The following is a 17,359-nucleotide window of genomic DNA, read 5'->3' as shown; positions in this document are numbered from 1 at the left end:
CTTTTGGTTTCCTAGTAAAGATACCATTATGCAATGGATGATTCGGTTTTTCATTTCGACGTTCTGTAGTTTCTTGGTTTTTTCGTTTTTCTGTTTTTCTGGATTCGCATTACCGATTGATTTCGACTGGACGAACCGACCGGTAGCGGTTCGGCTCAATTCCGCAGAATTGCAAGGAGTTAAACCACCGAGTTTCACCAGTGCTGGCCAACCGATTACGTTGACTCGCTCTGCGGAGAAAATCAGTATCAGAACCTACCTCGATAAATCTATGCTCGGATATGATTATGCGCTCCGAATACGAATACAAGGAGAAATACCGCTGCTCCTTGTCAATGATAAACTGATTGAAGCGGAACCGGTCATCGGATCGGACGGCAGTTATTTCTGTATTCAAAAACAGTATTTGCTTCCCGGAGAGAATACAATAGAATTAACCACCGAAAAAGGATTTGCTCCACAAGTTGAATCTCTAGAAATGTTCGCGTTATTGTTTAGTAACGAAGAAGTCCATTTCGATCGGGTGTTCGGTGCAAAAACTGCAATCGTTATGGCGCAACCGGCAACACATCCGGAACAAACTAAATATGATGTTCTCCATTATGAGTTAAACCATATTGTGACGATGACCAGCAGTATTATCACTGCTAATCTAACCATGATTGCGAAATGCACTACGGTAACCTTACGTACTGCAGTGTTTGATTTAGATGATAATAGCGGAAGTTTCTCGGTGCAATCGGTTGACCAAGGTCCAGGAACGAGTACGCTAACGTATACGCATAATAGTTCGCAGAACCGTTTGTATGTTTCGTTGCCTAATGCCCCATTACCATTAAACAGCATTTTTACCGTGCGAGTATTTTATCGGGGTACACCGAATCCCAACGGTACGTTCGGAGCACCGTATCGACGAACGACTCATAGCGGAACGGCAATTGTCTATAGTTTCAGTGAACCGTATGGTGCGCGGCAATGGTGGCCATGCAAAGATGTTCCGGATGATAAAGCGACTTTGGAAACGCGCTGGACGTGCCCGACCGCATATATACCGGTTTCGAACGGTAAACTCGTTTCGGTAACCACTTCTGCTGGTAACCATACCTTTAATTACTATGAATCGTATCCGATAACTACCTATTTAGTTTCAGTCGCGTGCACCAATTATCTTTATGAATATGGAATATATACTTCACAGAATTTACTTTCACGGATGACCGTAGGCGCATATATTTTTCCGGAAAATGCCGGAACGGAAAGTGGCGGGTATCGAGGAACGATAACGATGATAGATTTCTTTGCGAAGAAGTTCGGCGAATATCCGTTTTTAACCGAGAAATACGTTACTGCGGAACATACCATTACTTCAAGTATGGAACATCAGACGGCAACCAGTTTACGCGCTAACGGGTTAGAAAGTGGCGGGTTTACCCGTTCCAATATCCACGAACTAGCGCATCAATGGTTCGGCGATATGATAACCATGCAGCATTTTGACCATCTCTGGTTGAATGAAGGGTTTGCAACCTATTGCGAAGCGTTATGGCAGGAAGGGTTCTATGGCAAGGATTCGTATCATAGTTGGATTAATGCTTGGACTACCAGCGATACGTATCCCATTGTAAGCAGTAGTGCGGATAGTTTTTCCGGAAGCATTGTGTATCGCAAAGGAGCGTGGGTGTTGCATATGTTACGGCATATCGTTGGCGATTCAACGTTTTTCGCTGCATTACGAAATTATGCGGAAAATACTGCGTTACGCTACGGCACAGCGTTAAGTATAGATTTTCAGCGCGATGTCGAACGAACGATGGGCGGGAGTACTTCACTAAGCTGGTTTTTCGATGAATGGCTTTATCAAGCGCCACGACCGAATTATACTTGGAACTGCTGGACAACGAAATCCGGTTCAACGACTGTACTCAATCTTGAAATTACCCAAACGCAAGCGACCTCAACCTACATTATGCCGATTGACTTTAGAGTATATTTTTCACCCAGCGGAAATACTACGATTACAGTTTGGAATACGCAGAAAGCCAAACAAACTTATGCAATTCCTATCGGAATCGGATATACCATCAGTTCAGTTGCTTTTGACCCGGATAATTGGGTGTTAGAATATAAAAATGTAAGTAGTATGGTACCTGTAGAGCTTCCCGTTGAATTAAGTCAGTTTGAAGCGATTATTTCACCCCGTGAGTTTCACGACCAATTCTTTCAAGACAATTAAATGTGGTCAAGATTTATTTCGCAAAGTATTAATCCGCAATTAAAGTTAGGCCGGTAGGTCGAAAATATCTCACCAGCCGTCCTTTTCGGGACTAAACGCAACTTCATAACAATTCCTTCCCAGCATTGCATGCTGGGCTAAATTCAGTCGCCCTTGCAGGGCGAGTAACATGCTTTTTGTTAATCCGCTTTATGCGGATGATTGATGTTAGCCCAGCCATTATATGGCTGGGATAAGATACGGGAACCACACCGTGAAGTCCCGTTCAGGGACGAATGAACCGGTGAACCACGAGATTATTATCAGTCGTCCCGAACGGGACTCGATGAACTATGCATCATTTAAAACCCAGTATTGCATACTGGGCTATGTTCAGTCATCCCTACGGGATTAATTTATCTCTCATCACATTCCACTTTCCCAGCATTCTATGCTGGGCTAAATTCAATCGCCCTTGCAGGGCTACAACCAATCAATCGTTCAACCTACTTCTTTGCATTCCATGCTGGGCTAGATTCAATCGTCGTGTTTGGGGCTGTTTTGCATAGCTGACAACCAATTAAAACGAAAGCTTTTTATAATATTCAGCCAGATTATAGAAATGGTTGAAGTGGTCTTGGTTAGTCATACCGGCGTATCCGCGAATGTGGAATCCTTTTTTATCGCTTGAATAAAGAAGAATCATTCCTAATGTATTCGTTTTATGTTGGTATATTCTTTTCGCATGAACTCGTTCGATAAGATAACCGGCCGTTTTCGTTGTTGTATTATCCCGATATTTTTCTTCCGGCGGAAATAGATGCGTAAACCAGAACGATTTTCTCCCGGATGCGGCATCGAGTGCAAATTTCAAAAACGGTGCCATTTGCTCTTCAACTAAAACAGTGCGAGTAGTATCAGTGAACGCGCAGTATAACGAATCCGCTAAAATTACCGCATCTACCTGTTCATAATATTCCGGCACGTTCAATATTTCACGTACCGCAACGTATCCGCCACTAAACGAAGCGAGTGCAAGTTTGGATAATTTCGGATGCGGTATGATGTTTGCGGTTTGCAAGGTTAAATGAACTTCATCGAGAATCTGTTGGAATCGCGTGGTATCCTGAAATACCGCTTGATACGATGGTACCGTTATCGAAACTAGCACGGCATTCTTTTTCGCCGGATAGAATACCTGCTCAGAACACCATGTTGCACCATGGAAAAAAACGACTAGGTTGAATCGACCATCTTTTTTCGGTTTGAAATAATCTGGGACAAACAGCTGGCCGGTAGATAATGTGAATCGTTCTCCGGGAACAGCGATTCGTTTCGGTGCGATAATCCCGGAACTGCGGGTAACCGTTGTTCGGGATACCGTCGTATCGGTTGTTTGCGCAAAACTAGCACCGGTTTTCTCAAATACGATTGCAAGAATTACGAGCAATATAAATTTATTTATCATTTTAAGTCATCTCCTCTAGACGAAATGCGATAATGTATGATATACCAAAGTATCGAATATGCGATAGTTGTTATGGTTAAAATCCCGACCTTAATGGCTGGGCTAGACTCAATCATCCCTACGGGATTAACCAAAAGCATGTTACTCGCCCTGGTTAGGGCGATTGAATTTAGCCCAGCATGCAATGCTGGGAAAAGATTCATCCGAAGAGCGTTTAGTCCCGTGCGGGACGACTGATAATAATCTCGTGGTTCACCGGTTGATTCGTTCCTTGCACGGGACTAGCGGGTTGGTTTCCGTATCTTATCCCAGCCATAAATGGCTGGGATAGACTCAATGAAAATGTTGCGGGAGGTGTTTTATGAATACTCGCATACACCGTAAATTACTAAATATCCCGTTGAATATCATTATTATATTTACTATTCTCGCTATTGGCATATCACTCATCAGTTATTTTTTCTTTTTATTTACGAAACATAGTATAGAACAAAATATCAGCGATAATCTTTCTTCAGTTGCCGAGTTGAAAGTGCGGCAGATAGTTTCCTGGCGAAATGAACGACTCAGCGATGCGAAAGTAATTCAGGAGAATCCGATAATCACGGCGCATATTTCCCGCTGGTTAACTCAACCGGAGTCAGCGCAACTACGCGAGCCGATTATCCGCTGGATGAATAGTTTACTAACGCATTATAAGTATCAGAGTATTCTGCTTCTGGATACGCAAGGGAACGTGCGATTAGCTTCAAATGAACAAGATGCCCAAATCGGTAAACATGCGTATGCGTTATTCAAACAATGCCTACAGGATAACCAGGTCAGACTCTCTGATTTCCATAAAACAGAAAGGTTAGGTGTCCATCTTGACCTAATAGTTCCCTTGCTTATATCAAAAAATAATCGAACGGAATGTATTGCCGTGATACTACTTCGGATAGACCCGCATAAAAATCTCTATCCGCTGATTCAGAGTTGGCCTACACCCAGTGCAACCGCAGAAACGTTACTGGTTCGTCAGGAAGGGAATGATTTGGTATATTTAAACGAACTTCGGCATAAGAAAAATACTGCATTACAACTTCGCTTTCCGATAACCACGAAAAATCTACCTGCCGCGATGGGAGTTCGAGGTGAGTTTGGTATCCGAGAAGGGATAGATTATCGCGGGAAACCGGTTCTCGCATCAATCCATTCGGTGCCGGGAACTCCGTGGATTATGGTATCGAAAGTTGACCAAGACGAAATTTATACTCCGTTACGGCATCGGGCGTGGATAATCACGATGATAACGATAATGATCATAATTATTGCGGGAGCGATGGTAACGGTCTGGTGGCGGGAACAGCGGGTTCAGTTCTATCGTTCGCAGTATCAGGCTGAACTCGACCGGAAAGCGTTACTATCGCATTTCGAATATCTGGTAAAATATGCGAATGATATTATTCTGCTGATAGATGAAACTGGGAAGATTATTGAAGTAAACGAGCGAGCGGTCTTGACGTATGGCTATTCTCGAGAAGAATTACTGCGGAAAAATATTCGAGACTTACGTGCGCCAGAATTTGTTCAAGGAATTGAAGACCAACTCCGAGAAACGCTGGATAAACACGGGCTGGTTTATGAAGCGGTGCATCAGCGGAATGATGGAACAACGTTTCCAGTAGAAGTGAGTGCGCGCGATATTGAAGTTGAAGGGAAAAAATATCTGCAACATATCATTCGCGATATTACCGACCGTAAGCAGGCGGAAGAAGCGCTGCGCGAAAGCAAACTGCGGTTAGAAACCGCGATTCGTGCATCGAATACCGGTTTATGGGATTGGGACTTGAAAACCAATACAGTTTATTATTCCCCGGAATGGAAACATCAAATCGGGTATGAAGATTGGGAAATTTCAAACGACTTCTCCGAATGGCAGAGTCGGGTTCATCCGGATGATTTAGATCGCGCGTTAGCTACCGTTAATGCCTATCTAAAAAATCCTTGGCCGAACTATGAACTTGAATTCCGGTTCCGTCATAAAGATGGTTCATATCGCTGGATACTTGCCCGGGCATCTTTAATTAAAGATGAACAAGGAAATCCGATACGAATGCTCGGTTCCCATCTGGATATTACCGACCGCAAGATGGCAGAAACCGCATTACGGGAACGTGAACGACAATTAAACGCTATTATTGATGGGTCTCCGATATGTCAATTCGTTATTGATAAAAATCATAAGGTTATTTATTGGAATAAGGCACTAGAATACTATAGTGGAATTAAAGCGAAAGAGATTATTGGAACGGATAATCATTGGAAAGCATTCTATCCTGAGAAAAGACCGTGTATGTCGGACTTGCTAGTAGATGGAAAAATTGATGAGCTCCCTCGATGGTATTCGCAGAAGTATAGTAAATCTGCTCTTATTGACGGTGCATATAGGGTGGTCGATTTTTTTCCAGCTCTCGGTGAAAAAGGGGTATGGTTAGATTTCAGTGCTGTTGTTATTCGCGATGATAATGGCGAAGTTATCGGAGCGGTGGAAACGCTTGAAGATATTACCGACCGCAAGATGGCGGAAACCGCATTGCGGGAGAGTGTAATTCGATACCGAACTTTATTCGATTCTGCGCAAGATGCCATCTTTTTAATGGAAAACGATGTTTTTGTTCAATGTAACCAGAAAACACTCGAAATGTTTGGTTGTACGGATAAACGCCAGATTCTCGGGCATAAACCGACCGATTTTTCGCCCGCAAACCAGCCGGATGGGCAGGATTCGATTCAGAAAGCAAAAGAAAAAATTGATGCAGCGTATTCCGGCATCCCGCAAAAGTTCGAGTGGGTTCATACCCGAATTGACGGCACGCAATTTTTCACCGAAGTTTCGCTTAATTGTATAACCGTTGAAGGCAAGAAAATAATACAGGCAATCGTTCGAGATATTACCGATAGAAAAAAAGCGGAAGAAGAAATCCGGCAACTGAATGCTGAACTGGAACTGCGAGTTGAACAGCGGACAGCAGAATTAGCGGCAGCGAATCAGGAGCTGGAAGCGTTTTCCTATTCTGTTTCGCATGATTTACGCGCGCCGTTACGTGCGATAGCCGGGTTCAGTAAGATTCTGGAAGAAGATTACGCAGCGCAATTCGATGAAGTTGGAAAAGATTATTTACATCGCATTCTAGCGGCAACCATACGGATGGAGCAACTGATTGATGATATGCTCGAATTATCCCACGTAACCCGAAAAGAGATGCGCCGTGAACAAGTGAATTTATCGGAGATTGCAGAATCGGTTATCGCTGAATTACGGAACGCTGAACCGGAACGAACGGTAACCGTTCATATTACGCCGGGGTTAACTGTGAATGGTGACCGTAATCTTTTCCACTTGGTTATCGAAAATCTATTAACTAACGCGTGGAAGTTTACAAAATACCGAGCGTCTGCTACAATAGAAGTCGGAAAAATCGAACCGGGAGAAGGTGAACCGACGATATATTTTGTTCGGGACAATGGAGCAGGATTCGATATGACCTATGTGGATAAATTATTTACTCCATTCCAGCGGTTGCATCCGCTCGATGAGTTTCCGGGAACGGGGGTGGGATTAGCTATTGTTAGACGGATAATCAACCGGCATGGCGGTCGTGTATGGGCTGAAGGGAAACCGAACGCCGGCGCCACATTTTATTTTACGGTATAATCATTTTACCGCAGAGAACGCTGTGTTCGCAGAAAAACAGAAATATATGACTGAAGGAGATGTATTGAACCAAATTACTGATAAAATCATTAATGCGGCGATTAATGTGCATCGAGCGCTAGGTCCGGGATTATTAGAATCAGCATATGAATCCTGTTTATTCTTTGAATTAGTTGATCACGGATTGAAAGTTGAGCAACAAAAACCGTTAATGGTTATATATCGTCAAGTCAAATTGGATTGCGGTTATCGACTCGATTTAGTAGTTAATGATAGTGTAATTGTTGAAGTAAAGTCGGTAGATAAACTTATCCCAATACACGAAGCACAATTGTTATCATATTTAAAATTGTCAGGATGTAAGGTAGGATTATTAATTAACTTTAATGTAAAGGTTTTAAAAGATGGGATACGTCGTATTGTAAATCAATTTCCTGACCGAAAAAGCGTTACCCCAGAACTCACAGAGTGTGCAAAGAAAACCAAATAATGAATTTATGAAATTGGAGAGTTCAGAGGTTCTCTGCGTGTTCTGTGTACTCTGCGGTGGAAAGAAAAGATATATGTCGAATCGGGAAACGAAAACAATTCTTTTGGTAGAAGATAATCCGGATGATATTGAACTAACCAAACAAGCGTTAAAAAAAGGGAAAGTTGTCAATGAACTGGTTATTGCCCGTGATGGTGGAGAAGCGTTGAATTACCTGTTCGGAATACAAAAACCCTCGCCGGTGCTTCCGGAAGTAGTTCTACTCGATTTGAAACTACCGAAACTAGATGGATTAGAAGTATTACGTCGGATTCGCGCTCATCAACGAACGAAACTTATTCCGGTCGTTATCCTGACGTCGTCTAAGGAAGAAAAGGATTTAATTAACGGGTATTCGCTCGGAGCGAATAGTTATATTCGGAAACCGGTTGATTTTGAACAGTTCACCGACGCTGTTCGACAGCTAGGTCTCTACTGGCTGTTACTGAACGAACCACCTCCGAAAGGATAACATTAACCACCAAGACTCCAAGACACCAAGATAAATCTAAATTTTTAATATTGAATGTAAATTGCAATATTTCTTAGTGCCTTAGTGCCTTGGTGGTAAAAGAATATGCCGAAATCACTTCGTGTTCTTATTGTAGAAGATTCGGATGATGATGCCCAGCTAATTTTACGTGAACTGCGGCAAGGCGGGTATGAACCTATCTATCTCCGTGTCCAAACTCCGCAAGATTTGCAGCAAGCGTTAGCGAATCAAACTTGGGATATCGTTTTATCCGACCATTCAATGCCGAGATTCGATGCGTTCGCTGCATTAGAAATTTTACTCGCTCACAAGCTGGATATCCCATTCATTTTAGTTTCCGGAAGTATCGGCGAACAGAAAGCGGTTGAGATAATGCGCGCTGGTGCCCAGGATTTTATTATGAAAGATAACCTCGCTCGGTTAGTTCCGGCGATAGAGCGCGAGTTACGTGAAGCGGAGAATCGGCGGAAACAGCGGGAAACAGATGAAGCGTTACGTGCTGCGGGTATCGAATGGCGTGCAACGTTCGATGCGATATCAGATGCGATCTGTTTACTTGACCGAGCAGGGAGAGTGCTACGCGCAAATCGGTCTTATCGCGATTTAGTTAAGCATTCGTTCAAGCAAATTATTGGCGCAAAATGCTGGGAATTGATTCACGAAACGAACGAACCGCCAGAAATCTGCCCGTTCCAACAGGTGGTTAAAACTGGACATAGTGCGAATGCGGAATTTTCGGTAAACGATAAATGGTTTAATGTAATCGTTGAACCAATCATTGATTCAGCAGGTAATTTTAACCATTGTATTCATATTATTCAGGATATCACCGCACGGAAACAAATAGAGTTAGCGTTGCGGGATAGTGAAGAGAAACTAGCCACCGCAATAGAAATGGCATATCTCGGGTATTGGGAATATGATGTTCTCAACGATACTTTTACGTTCAATGACCAGTTCTATCGCATATTCCATACCACTGCGGAACAGGTTGGCGGATATACCATGCGGTCAGCGGAATATGCTAAACGATTCTGCCATCCAGACGATGCGTATATGGTAGCGGAAGAAGTCCGTAAAGCGATTGAAACCACAGACCCGAATTATTCCAGGCAGATAGAACATCGGATACTCTATGCCGATGGCGGAATAGGATATATCACCGTTAAATTTTTTATTGTTAAGGATAGTCACGGACGAACCATTAAAACCTATGGAGTTAATCAAGATATTACCGCACGTAAACAAGCGGAACTAGCGCTTGAACAGAGTTATGCGCAACTTCGTCGGATATTAGATGAAACGGTGAAGGCGCTCGCATCAGCAGTTGAAACCAGAGATCCATACACCGCTGGGCATGAACGGCGTGATGCGATTATCGCCAGTGCAATTGCGCAAGAAATGGGGTTAACTGAAAGCCAGATTGAAGGGATTCGTATCGGTTCACTTTTGCATGATATCGGGAAAATAGCGATTCCTGCAGAAATATTGACCAAACCAGCTAAATTAACTCCGCTAGAATATACGTTGATAAAAACGCATCCGCAAGTCGGATTCGATATCTTGAAAGATATCGAGTTTCCTTGGCCAATAGCCCAAATTGTATATCAGCATCAGGAACGGCTCGATGGGTCTGGTTATCCCCGTGGCCTTAAAGACGGTGAGATTATTTTAGAAGCGCGAATTCTAATGGTAGCGGATGTGATTGAAGCGATGAGTTCGCATCGGCCATATCGTCCAGCGCTCGGACTCAATGTCGCATTAGCTGAAATTGAAAAGAATCAAGGGATTCTCTACGACCCGCAGGTTGCTACCGTCTGCCTCCGCCTATTCCGTGAAAAAGGATTCAAGTTCGAATAACACCTTACTAACCACCACGTTACCAAACCACCAAACTTGATCGTTAATCTCGCATTTCCGTTTTGTATTGCATAAGGTATCTGTGTGACTTTGTGTTCCGGTGGTAGATAGTTATAGCGGAGTGGAATGGGAATTGAACCGTTCAATTCCCATCCTACTCCCGTGGTATAACAATTTTGTACTCGGAATAAACCGAAGACTCTAATTCAACTCATTGCTGATAATTACTTATCCGAGAACTGACTACTCCAGAGGTTCAAATTGGGAAGAAAAAGCAAGGATAGTGGCTATTCATTTTTACTGATACAACTGCCAGTTATCCGTTCCGGTGATATGAATTGTGGGTTGTGTGAATACTTTAACACAGACATTCGCATCATCTGATGCGCTAATATCTTGCCAAGACCCACCGGATGAACGAATAAAACTTTCTCCTGGATTTGCTGATGCCTGACTGCTATACCCGGTATATGGAATTTCGCACGGTATCGGATAGTTATATGCTGGGGTATAGAACCGAACAACTACCGAGAACCGCTGTCCACTGGTTAGCGAATACGTTGAATCGAGTGAAATAATATGATATCCCGCCATCGTGCAGGTACCAGTTTTAGTGTTGACTAATGTTCCACTCTGTGGCGCACCGGGCGTAACATTATCGTAAATATAGATTTCATATCCGGTATTTGGCATCAGCGCATAGAAACTTACTGCAGCTAATTTATCCGCAGCCGTCGCAGTAAAAATGTTTGCGCCCCAAGCGTAGTTTGTGCCAAATCCATAGTCGGTAACATTGCCGAGCGGGTCGTATTGATATACCTTATTGTAATCCGTAGTCGGATTCGCATAGCGGAACTGTGCGGAATAATCAGTTTTCGCTAGCGCTGAGTCGTAATAGGATATATAGAAATATCCGGATTGTCCCCAGCTTGTTCCCCAGCTATTCTTAACGATAAACGCACCATTTCCTGGTGGCGTCGTATTAAATTTACTTGCAGGGAAATTATCATCCCACCCGACCAACATTATTGCATGGTTCGTGCTACTTCCGCTTGGTGAATAATATGCATAGGTAGTAGAATTATAATATGCGGTACCGGAATAATGATAATACGTTGCATACACTCCGCCATAGTTCATAATAGCATTTTTAATATTATCATTATCGGTAGAACTCGCCCGAGCGGGTATCCAATCAACATCGGTAATATGTTTCTGTATCGGTTTATTAGTCGGCGAAGTTCCTACATTCCAAATATACGGGTCATCAGATTCGAGAATCGGGCCAGTCCAGCGGGAAAGATATGCCGTAACCATATAATGATTTCCGCCGTCAAGATGCGTACGGTCGTATCCATCAGGATACGACGAACTTAATAGATTCTTAACATTCATTTCCGAGAAGTCCCAGGTTTCGCTAGGTAGTAAACATGATTCTAGTGAACCGAGCCCCGCATGCGCCCAGCAACTACCAGCGCCACCTTGATTGCGAACGCCGGTAACTTTACCGGTACTCCGTAAATCATAGAACGATGGCGCTACGAAGTTATCAGATTGGATAACTTTCAATCCTTTCATCGGTGGTGGAAGTTTGGGTGAAGGTATATGTCCAAGCCCGAGTCCATCGGCGGTAACGAACGATACTTTATTTGATTTCACTGCTTCCAGATATTGGATAAACTCCGGATTGACCGGTGCCCGAGTCGGTTTTAGCTGTTCCTGTGCGAAACTGAATACTGCTACTCCAACAATCATTACTGCCACTAAAATCATCAAACTTTTTTTCTGCATAGGTTTATCTCCTTTTTCCCAATAACACATTCTAAATAGTATATCCCAAAAGGAATAAAATAACCACCATGGTACCACGAGAAATCTTTTTATCAACTTAGTATCTTAGTTTAGTGGCTTGGTGGTTTACTCACTTGTTTTAGATTCTTCTCGTAGATTCGCGTATAACCAGATGCGTGGTCAACACGACCCGCTGTCGCACATCTTTTTTCCGCTGGATACGGCTGATGAGCAGTTGTGCGGCGATACGACCCATTTCTTCTTTCGCTACATGGACAGTGGTTAACGGTGGGATAACGTGAATCGCTTCATCGGTATCATCAAACCCGACAATGGAAATATCTTCCGGAACCCGAATCTGATGTGCGCGCAGTACTTTCATCGCTCCCGTAGCCATCGCATCGTTAAATGCAAATAACGCTGTCGGTAACTCTTTCGTTTGCGCGAATAACTTTTCCATCGCTTCCATCCCACCTTCAGTAGTCACATCTCCTTCCGCAATCCATTTCGGATTCGGAGTTAGATTGGCGGATTTCATCGCTTCAAAATATCCCTGGCGCCGTTCGATGATACTGACATGTTTACCGATACCGGTTAACATTCCGATTTTTTTATGCCCGAGTTCAATCAGATGGTTAACCGCTTGTTTAGCGCCGTTAATATTATCTGTTACCACACAATCAATATTCGGTTGGGGTATATGATTATCAACTAATACGAGCGGAATTCCCCATTGATAGATTTCTAAAATAAATTTATCCGCAATTTTCCCAGAGAGAATTAACCCATCAACATTTTTTTCCCGGACGAATTTCGGGACGGTTTCTTTATTATCTAACAGACTATGTGCAGAAATGAGCAGATTGTAGTCCTGCCGGAGTAATTCTTCTTCAATTCCGTCTAATACGCGCGAATGAAATGGATTTGAAAATATCCGCAACGGAGTCCGGTCTATGATAAATCCGATATTACCGGTTTTCTGAAGCACTAACCCACGACCGAACGCGCTCGGATGATATTTCAGTTGTTTCGCGACCTGTTTAACCAGTTCGCGAGTTTTCGGATTAACATGCGCACGGTTGTTCAGCGCTTTGCTGACCGTAGAAATAGATACCCCCGCTTTTTTAGCGACATCCCAGATGGTAGAATTGATTGGCATATAAAAGATTGTCACCAGCCGTCCCGAACGGGACTAAACAAACTTCGTATCAAATCTTACCCAGCATTGTATGCTGGGCTAGATTCAATCGCCCTTGCAGGACTATTAATCCGCCGGAAGCCGATGATTGAGTCTAGCCCAGCCATTTATGGCTGGGATAAGATACGGGAACCACACCATAGTCCCGCTACGGGACGACTGAACCGTTGAAAAACTAGATTCAATCGTCCCGTTCTTCGAGGCTTTTTCATCCCGATCGGTTTATAGGTTTATATGATACTTTAATTCTCTTCGAACAATTCCGAGATATATTCAGATTTTATTTCTAGCATATCTAGCGGATATATATTATTATACAAGGGTGCACTAGTTGCAGTAACTCGAATCGTCGGACTAACCTGGATGTTCCCTAACGTATCGCGCAGCGTTATATAGCATTCACCGAGTCCGGTTGCAGTAAAGATAACAGTTCCACCGGTATATGCGTTCAAATATCCAGGCGCACCACTCGTAGTTGTGATTGACCAACTATATGGCGGATATCCTTCAGCTGCAGTAAGTTGCCGAGTTTGACTGACCATAAGTATGGGCGAACCGATAAGATTCAATAGTAACGGACGTAACGTTACTACAATCGTCGGACTGAACTGTTCCTGAGCATATTTATCACGGAGAAGGTAATAACAACTGGCAGCACTCGCTCTAGTAAAGGTTACTGTAGCTCCTGTATAAGCATTTTCGAATATTTATTTCTCTTTTTTATACATTATTTAACTTTGCGTAATTCAACTCGATCTCAACTCTCAAATCGACTTAATTCTATCGGCATTTGTTCATTTATATTAAAAAAGAATAAGAAATCTTAGGGTTTGAATATTCTTACTTTAAATCCGAGTAGGTGACTTAGTGCGACCATCTCTTCAAAAATATCACCGTAAGCAACAGCGATATGGTTGCTCTGATAATGCGCCATAATTGTTTCCTGCGAAACACCTAAGTCTGCTGCCATGAATGGCCATTCGCGAGTGGTATTCTTCCACCAGGATTCACGGATATTTCCCGGTAACGCGTGAACTTCTCCTTGCCCGATGTCCATCCACAACTGATTTTTAGTTAAATAGGTTCGCGCCCAAGTGATTTTACCCGGTAAACTCTCTCCGGAGAACGTTCCGCCCGGTATCGGAAAATATCCTTTCGGCTGACGATACGAATGTACGTTGCTCAGTGTATCCGGGTCATGGTTGAACGCATACGCGCCACTCGACCCAGAATTAAGCAGAACCCAAACAAACCGCCCTTGATATTCATTGCCCCAGCGGACATCATGGAAGAATACTGCGTGATGTAATTTTTTTGCTTTGAGAATCCGTTTCATCAATTCCATGGGAATAAGGTTTCCTTGGTCAGCTTCAGTTGAATCTACGATCGTATCACCATTCGATTCCGGACGACATACAGAATTAAATAATCCTTCTGCAAAATCTGATGGCGGTCGCAGGTTGATTAGTCCTAGCTGATATTGCCATCCGATACAATCCGCTTTAAATTCATTCACCAAATCGAGAATAGCGAGATAATCCCGCAGTTGTTCTTTCGTCGCTTCTTCCGTGAAATCTTGTGCGCCCGGTTCCCGATAATGAAAGGTTACCCCTTTTTGGTTAACAAATGCAAACGCATCTTTTATCCGTTCCGGTTTAATATTCTTCCCATGGTCGATAATCCATGCTTGGTCAACTTTATGTTCCGCAAACCCAACGTGGTTCAATAGTCGAGCGCCGAAATAACCGTTAATCATACCCATGGAAGTATCACCAAACATCAGCGCTAAAATCCGCCGATGCCGAATGTGCTCTGCTACCTGTTGCGCAATCTGTTTCGCTGACGTAGAGATTTTTTTCGGTGGCGCAGCGATTTCTTTTTTCGGATAGTTGATTCTACCTGTTGAACACCATTCTTCTAACCGTGCCATAAATTTTTGGTCTTGAGTCCAATCCGATGCGCTCGTCCAAATTCGGGAATGGTTTCTATCCAGACTCGTTAAACAAGCGCTAGTATTGAGAAGCCCAACCAGCCCAGGCCAGGTGCCGGAAAAGTTGCTCGCTAATAAGAGTGGATTGCTTTTCCCGACCACACCGTCTGTCGTATGTGGTCCATAACACCAATGAACGAATACACCAATCATCGGGTCATCTATCGGTCCGAGTTTTTCAATCGCTTCATGCGGGCGCGTGATGAATCCTGGAATGCGATATGAAGAATACCCTAATTTCTTTAAAGCTTTCTCGAGCTGGATAGTTGCTGCAGTAACATTCGGTATCGCTAATTCATTCGGTTTCGTTCGATAATCCCCAGGCCAAAATAACGCAATTTTGGGTTTCATATAAGGTTCTCCTTTCTAAAAATGAATGTATACGCTATCTGCGATACAATTTGACTTATTACTCCGTGAGTTCCGCTTATTCCTAATCAATCGCTGGACTATATTTCAGCTTCTATATTATCAAATATATCATACAGTTTACCTCGATTTATATCGGAAACAGTGAAATATCAAAAAAAATTAAATTTTTTGGTATCCAAGCGTCTTTATAGTGTAAAATTATTTTCCTATTTATTATGACGAATTATGACGAAACGAGAAATAAATCTTCGCATATTTGAACACAAACCGATTCCGCAGGTGTTATTCCAGCCGCGGATTGAATCGTGGTATGCCTGGCATAAACAGTTCAATATATTGCCGGAAAAATATCAGAATATCGAGTTACGTGAATTGTTCAATCAACTTGATATTAGCATGCGGTATATCAGTTATTATACCGGCATACCGGAACCGATTGAAGTAACCTATTCAGCGCAGGTGAAAATAATTGAGCATTTTAATTCTAATCTCGGAACCAAAATTATCCAGACACCGTATGGTGAATTAACCGAAAAATATCGGATGACGATTGATAAAACTTGGCGGACAGTCGAGTTTGCGGTTAAATCGCCGGATGATTTGCGGAAACTCCGCTGGCTCTATGAAAATACTTCATTTCATTTCAACCCGGAGAAGTTCGAAGAAGGAAATCGATATATTGGCGAGCTTGGTGTTCCGCAATTTTATATCCCGAAAAGTCCGTATCAAGCGCTCTGCCAGCAATGGATGGCATTAGAAACATTGATTTATGCACTTGCAGATATACCGGAGAAAGTTGAACAGGTAATGAACGTTATTGATACCGCATATGACCCGATGTATGAAGATATCATCGCATGTCCGGCAGTTAAAATTCTCAATTTCGGGGAAAATCTCCATGCGCAATTGATATCACCGGCGTATTTTGAAAAATACCTTATTCCGTTTTATCAGAAACGATGTCGGCAATTAGGCCAAGCAGGAATTTTTACGCATATCCACATAGATGGATTTTTCAAACCAATCCTTAAGTATTTGAAATACCTACCATTTGATGGGTATGAAGCGTTAACTCCTGAACCGCAAGGTGATGTTAGTTTAGAAGAAATCAAAGAATATATCGGAGATAAAATTCTACTTGACGGTATTCCGGCGATATATTTTCTCCCACACTATCAGATGGAGGAATTAGAAGATTGTGTTAAGCGAATCATTCAATTATTCCATCCGCGGTTAGTGCTCGGGATATCGGATGAATTGCCGGAAGGTGCAGATGAATCTGCGCTTGACCGGGTTAAATGGATCGCTAAACTTTGTCGGGAACAAGCGCGCGATGTGATGTGAATGAAATATTCCATCGGGGAGATACTCTCGTGATATACCTCGATACTATTCATCGAACTCTTTCGGATGACGTTTTTTTAGTTCAGGAATAGCCCAGCTGCGACCGGTTTTCTCTAAATGTTTGCAATACTCTTTTAGATATCCTTTTGCATGGTAGGGTCCGCCTTCATTCAACACCGTTTGCATCGGGTCAACGGTATAACCTTCCGGCATCGAGTGCATCATCGCGGTATGCCATTCGGTATATTTATCTCTTGCTTCTTGACATATCCATGGATTTGATTTCGCAATATCGTTTGACGGACGAAGGCACATGTCCGAATTGCGACGCGGGCATTCCCGGGATTTGGCATTCCGATGCAAACACGGTGCGTTTGGGCGACGCCAATACATGGTGGACGCGCC

The 17,359-nt window shown here is 43.0% G+C and carries 13 protein-coding genes; 7 read left to right on the top strand and 6 right to left on the bottom strand.

Annotated elements, in window-relative coordinates; genetic code table 11:
• Nucleotides 1–28: 28 nt before the first annotated feature.
• Complete coding sequence (locus N3A72_07745; GenBank protein MCX7919488.1) at nucleotides 29–2,233, top strand: M1 family metallopeptidase; 2,205 nt, start codon at nucleotides 29–31, stop codon at nucleotides 2,231–2,233.
• A 559-nt stretch (nucleotides 2,234–2,792) separates the two neighbouring features.
• On the opposite strand, the gene N3A72_07740 is transcribed toward N3A72_07745, so the two are convergent.
• Entirely contained in the window at nucleotides 2,793–3,680 is an 888-nt protein-coding gene (locus N3A72_07740; GenBank protein ID MCX7919487.1) for a hypothetical protein, read from the bottom strand.
• A 36-nt stretch (nucleotides 3,681–3,716) separates the two neighbouring features.
• Here N3A72_07740 and N3A72_07735 point away from each other — a divergent pair, with 36 nt between their 5' ends.
• The 5 genes from N3A72_07735 (at nucleotide 3,717) to N3A72_07715 (ending at nucleotide 10,259) form a co-directional block, all read left to right on the top strand.
• Nucleotides 3,717–3,917 carry a hypothetical protein gene (locus N3A72_07735; GenBank protein MCX7919486.1) on the top strand — a complete coding sequence of 67 codons (201 nt, stop codon included), beginning with the start codon at nucleotides 3,717–3,719 and terminating at the stop codon, nucleotides 3,915–3,917.
• 124 nt (nucleotides 3,918–4,041) lie between these two features.
• Nucleotides 4,042–7,377, top strand: coding sequence for a PAS domain S-box protein (locus tag N3A72_07730; GenBank protein MCX7919485.1), 3,336 nt, complete (start codon nucleotides 4,042–4,044; stop codon nucleotides 7,375–7,377).
• A gap of 46 nt (nucleotides 7,378–7,423) precedes the next feature.
• Nucleotides 7,424–7,867: a GxxExxY protein gene (locus tag N3A72_07725; protein ID MCX7919484.1), complete on the top strand. Its 444-nt coding sequence runs from the start codon at nucleotides 7,424–7,426 to the stop codon at nucleotides 7,865–7,867.
• A gap of 73 nt (nucleotides 7,868–7,940) precedes the next feature.
• Nucleotides 7,941–8,378: a response regulator gene (locus N3A72_07720; protein MCX7919483.1), complete on the top strand. Its 438-nt coding sequence runs from the start codon at nucleotides 7,941–7,943 to the stop codon at nucleotides 8,376–8,378.
• A 105-nt stretch (nucleotides 8,379–8,483) separates the two neighbouring features.
• Nucleotides 8,484–10,259 carry a PAS domain-containing protein gene (locus N3A72_07715; protein MCX7919482.1) on the top strand — a complete coding sequence of 592 codons (1,776 nt, stop codon included), beginning with the start codon at nucleotides 8,484–8,486 and terminating at the stop codon, nucleotides 10,257–10,259.
• 297 nt (nucleotides 10,260–10,556) lie between these two features.
• On the opposite strand, the gene N3A72_07710 is transcribed toward N3A72_07715, so the two are convergent.
• From N3A72_07710 to N3A72_07695, 4 genes are all read right to left on the bottom strand, one after another.
• Nucleotides 10,557–12,050, bottom strand: a complete 1,494-nt coding sequence (locus N3A72_07710; GenBank protein ID MCX7919481.1) for a lectin like domain-containing protein — start codon at nucleotides 12,048–12,050, stop codon at nucleotides 10,557–10,559.
• 139 nt (nucleotides 12,051–12,189) lie between these two features.
• Nucleotides 12,190–13,209 carry a LacI family transcriptional regulator gene (locus tag N3A72_07705; GenBank protein MCX7919480.1) on the bottom strand — a complete coding sequence of 340 codons (1,020 nt, stop codon included), beginning with the start codon at nucleotides 13,207–13,209 and terminating at the stop codon, nucleotides 12,190–12,192.
• Between the two features lie 281 nt (nucleotides 13,210–13,490).
• The gene (locus tag N3A72_07700) at nucleotides 13,491–13,790 is read right to left on the bottom strand and encodes a hypothetical protein (protein MCX7919479.1); all 300 of its coding nucleotides are present in this window, start codon (nucleotides 13,788–13,790) and stop codon (nucleotides 13,491–13,493) included.
• Nucleotides 13,791–14,071: 281 nt separating this feature from the next.
• Complete coding sequence (locus tag N3A72_07695) at nucleotides 14,072–15,589, bottom strand: fucose isomerase (GenBank protein MCX7919478.1); 1,518 nt, start codon at nucleotides 15,587–15,589, stop codon at nucleotides 14,072–14,074.
• Between the two features lie 246 nt (nucleotides 15,590–15,835).
• Between N3A72_07695 and N3A72_07690 the strand changes: the two genes are divergently transcribed.
• Nucleotides 15,836–16,954, top strand: a complete 1,119-nt coding sequence (locus N3A72_07690; protein ID MCX7919477.1) for a hypothetical protein — start codon at nucleotides 15,836–15,838, stop codon at nucleotides 16,952–16,954.
• Nucleotides 16,955–16,999: 45 nt separating this feature from the next.
• Here N3A72_07690 and N3A72_07685 read toward each other — a convergent pair.
• The coding region (locus tag N3A72_07685) for a hypothetical protein (protein ID MCX7919476.1) at nucleotides 17,000–17,359 on the bottom strand (360 nt) is incomplete at its 5' end.

This window comes from bacterium (assembly GCA_026416715.1).
In the GTDB taxonomy this organism is placed as follows: domain Bacteria; phylum UBP4; class UBA4092; order JAOAEQ01; family JAOAEQ01; genus JAOAEQ01.
The sequence above is the reverse complement of the archived record's forward strand: the minus strand, read 5'-3'. Positions and strand labels throughout refer to the sequence as shown.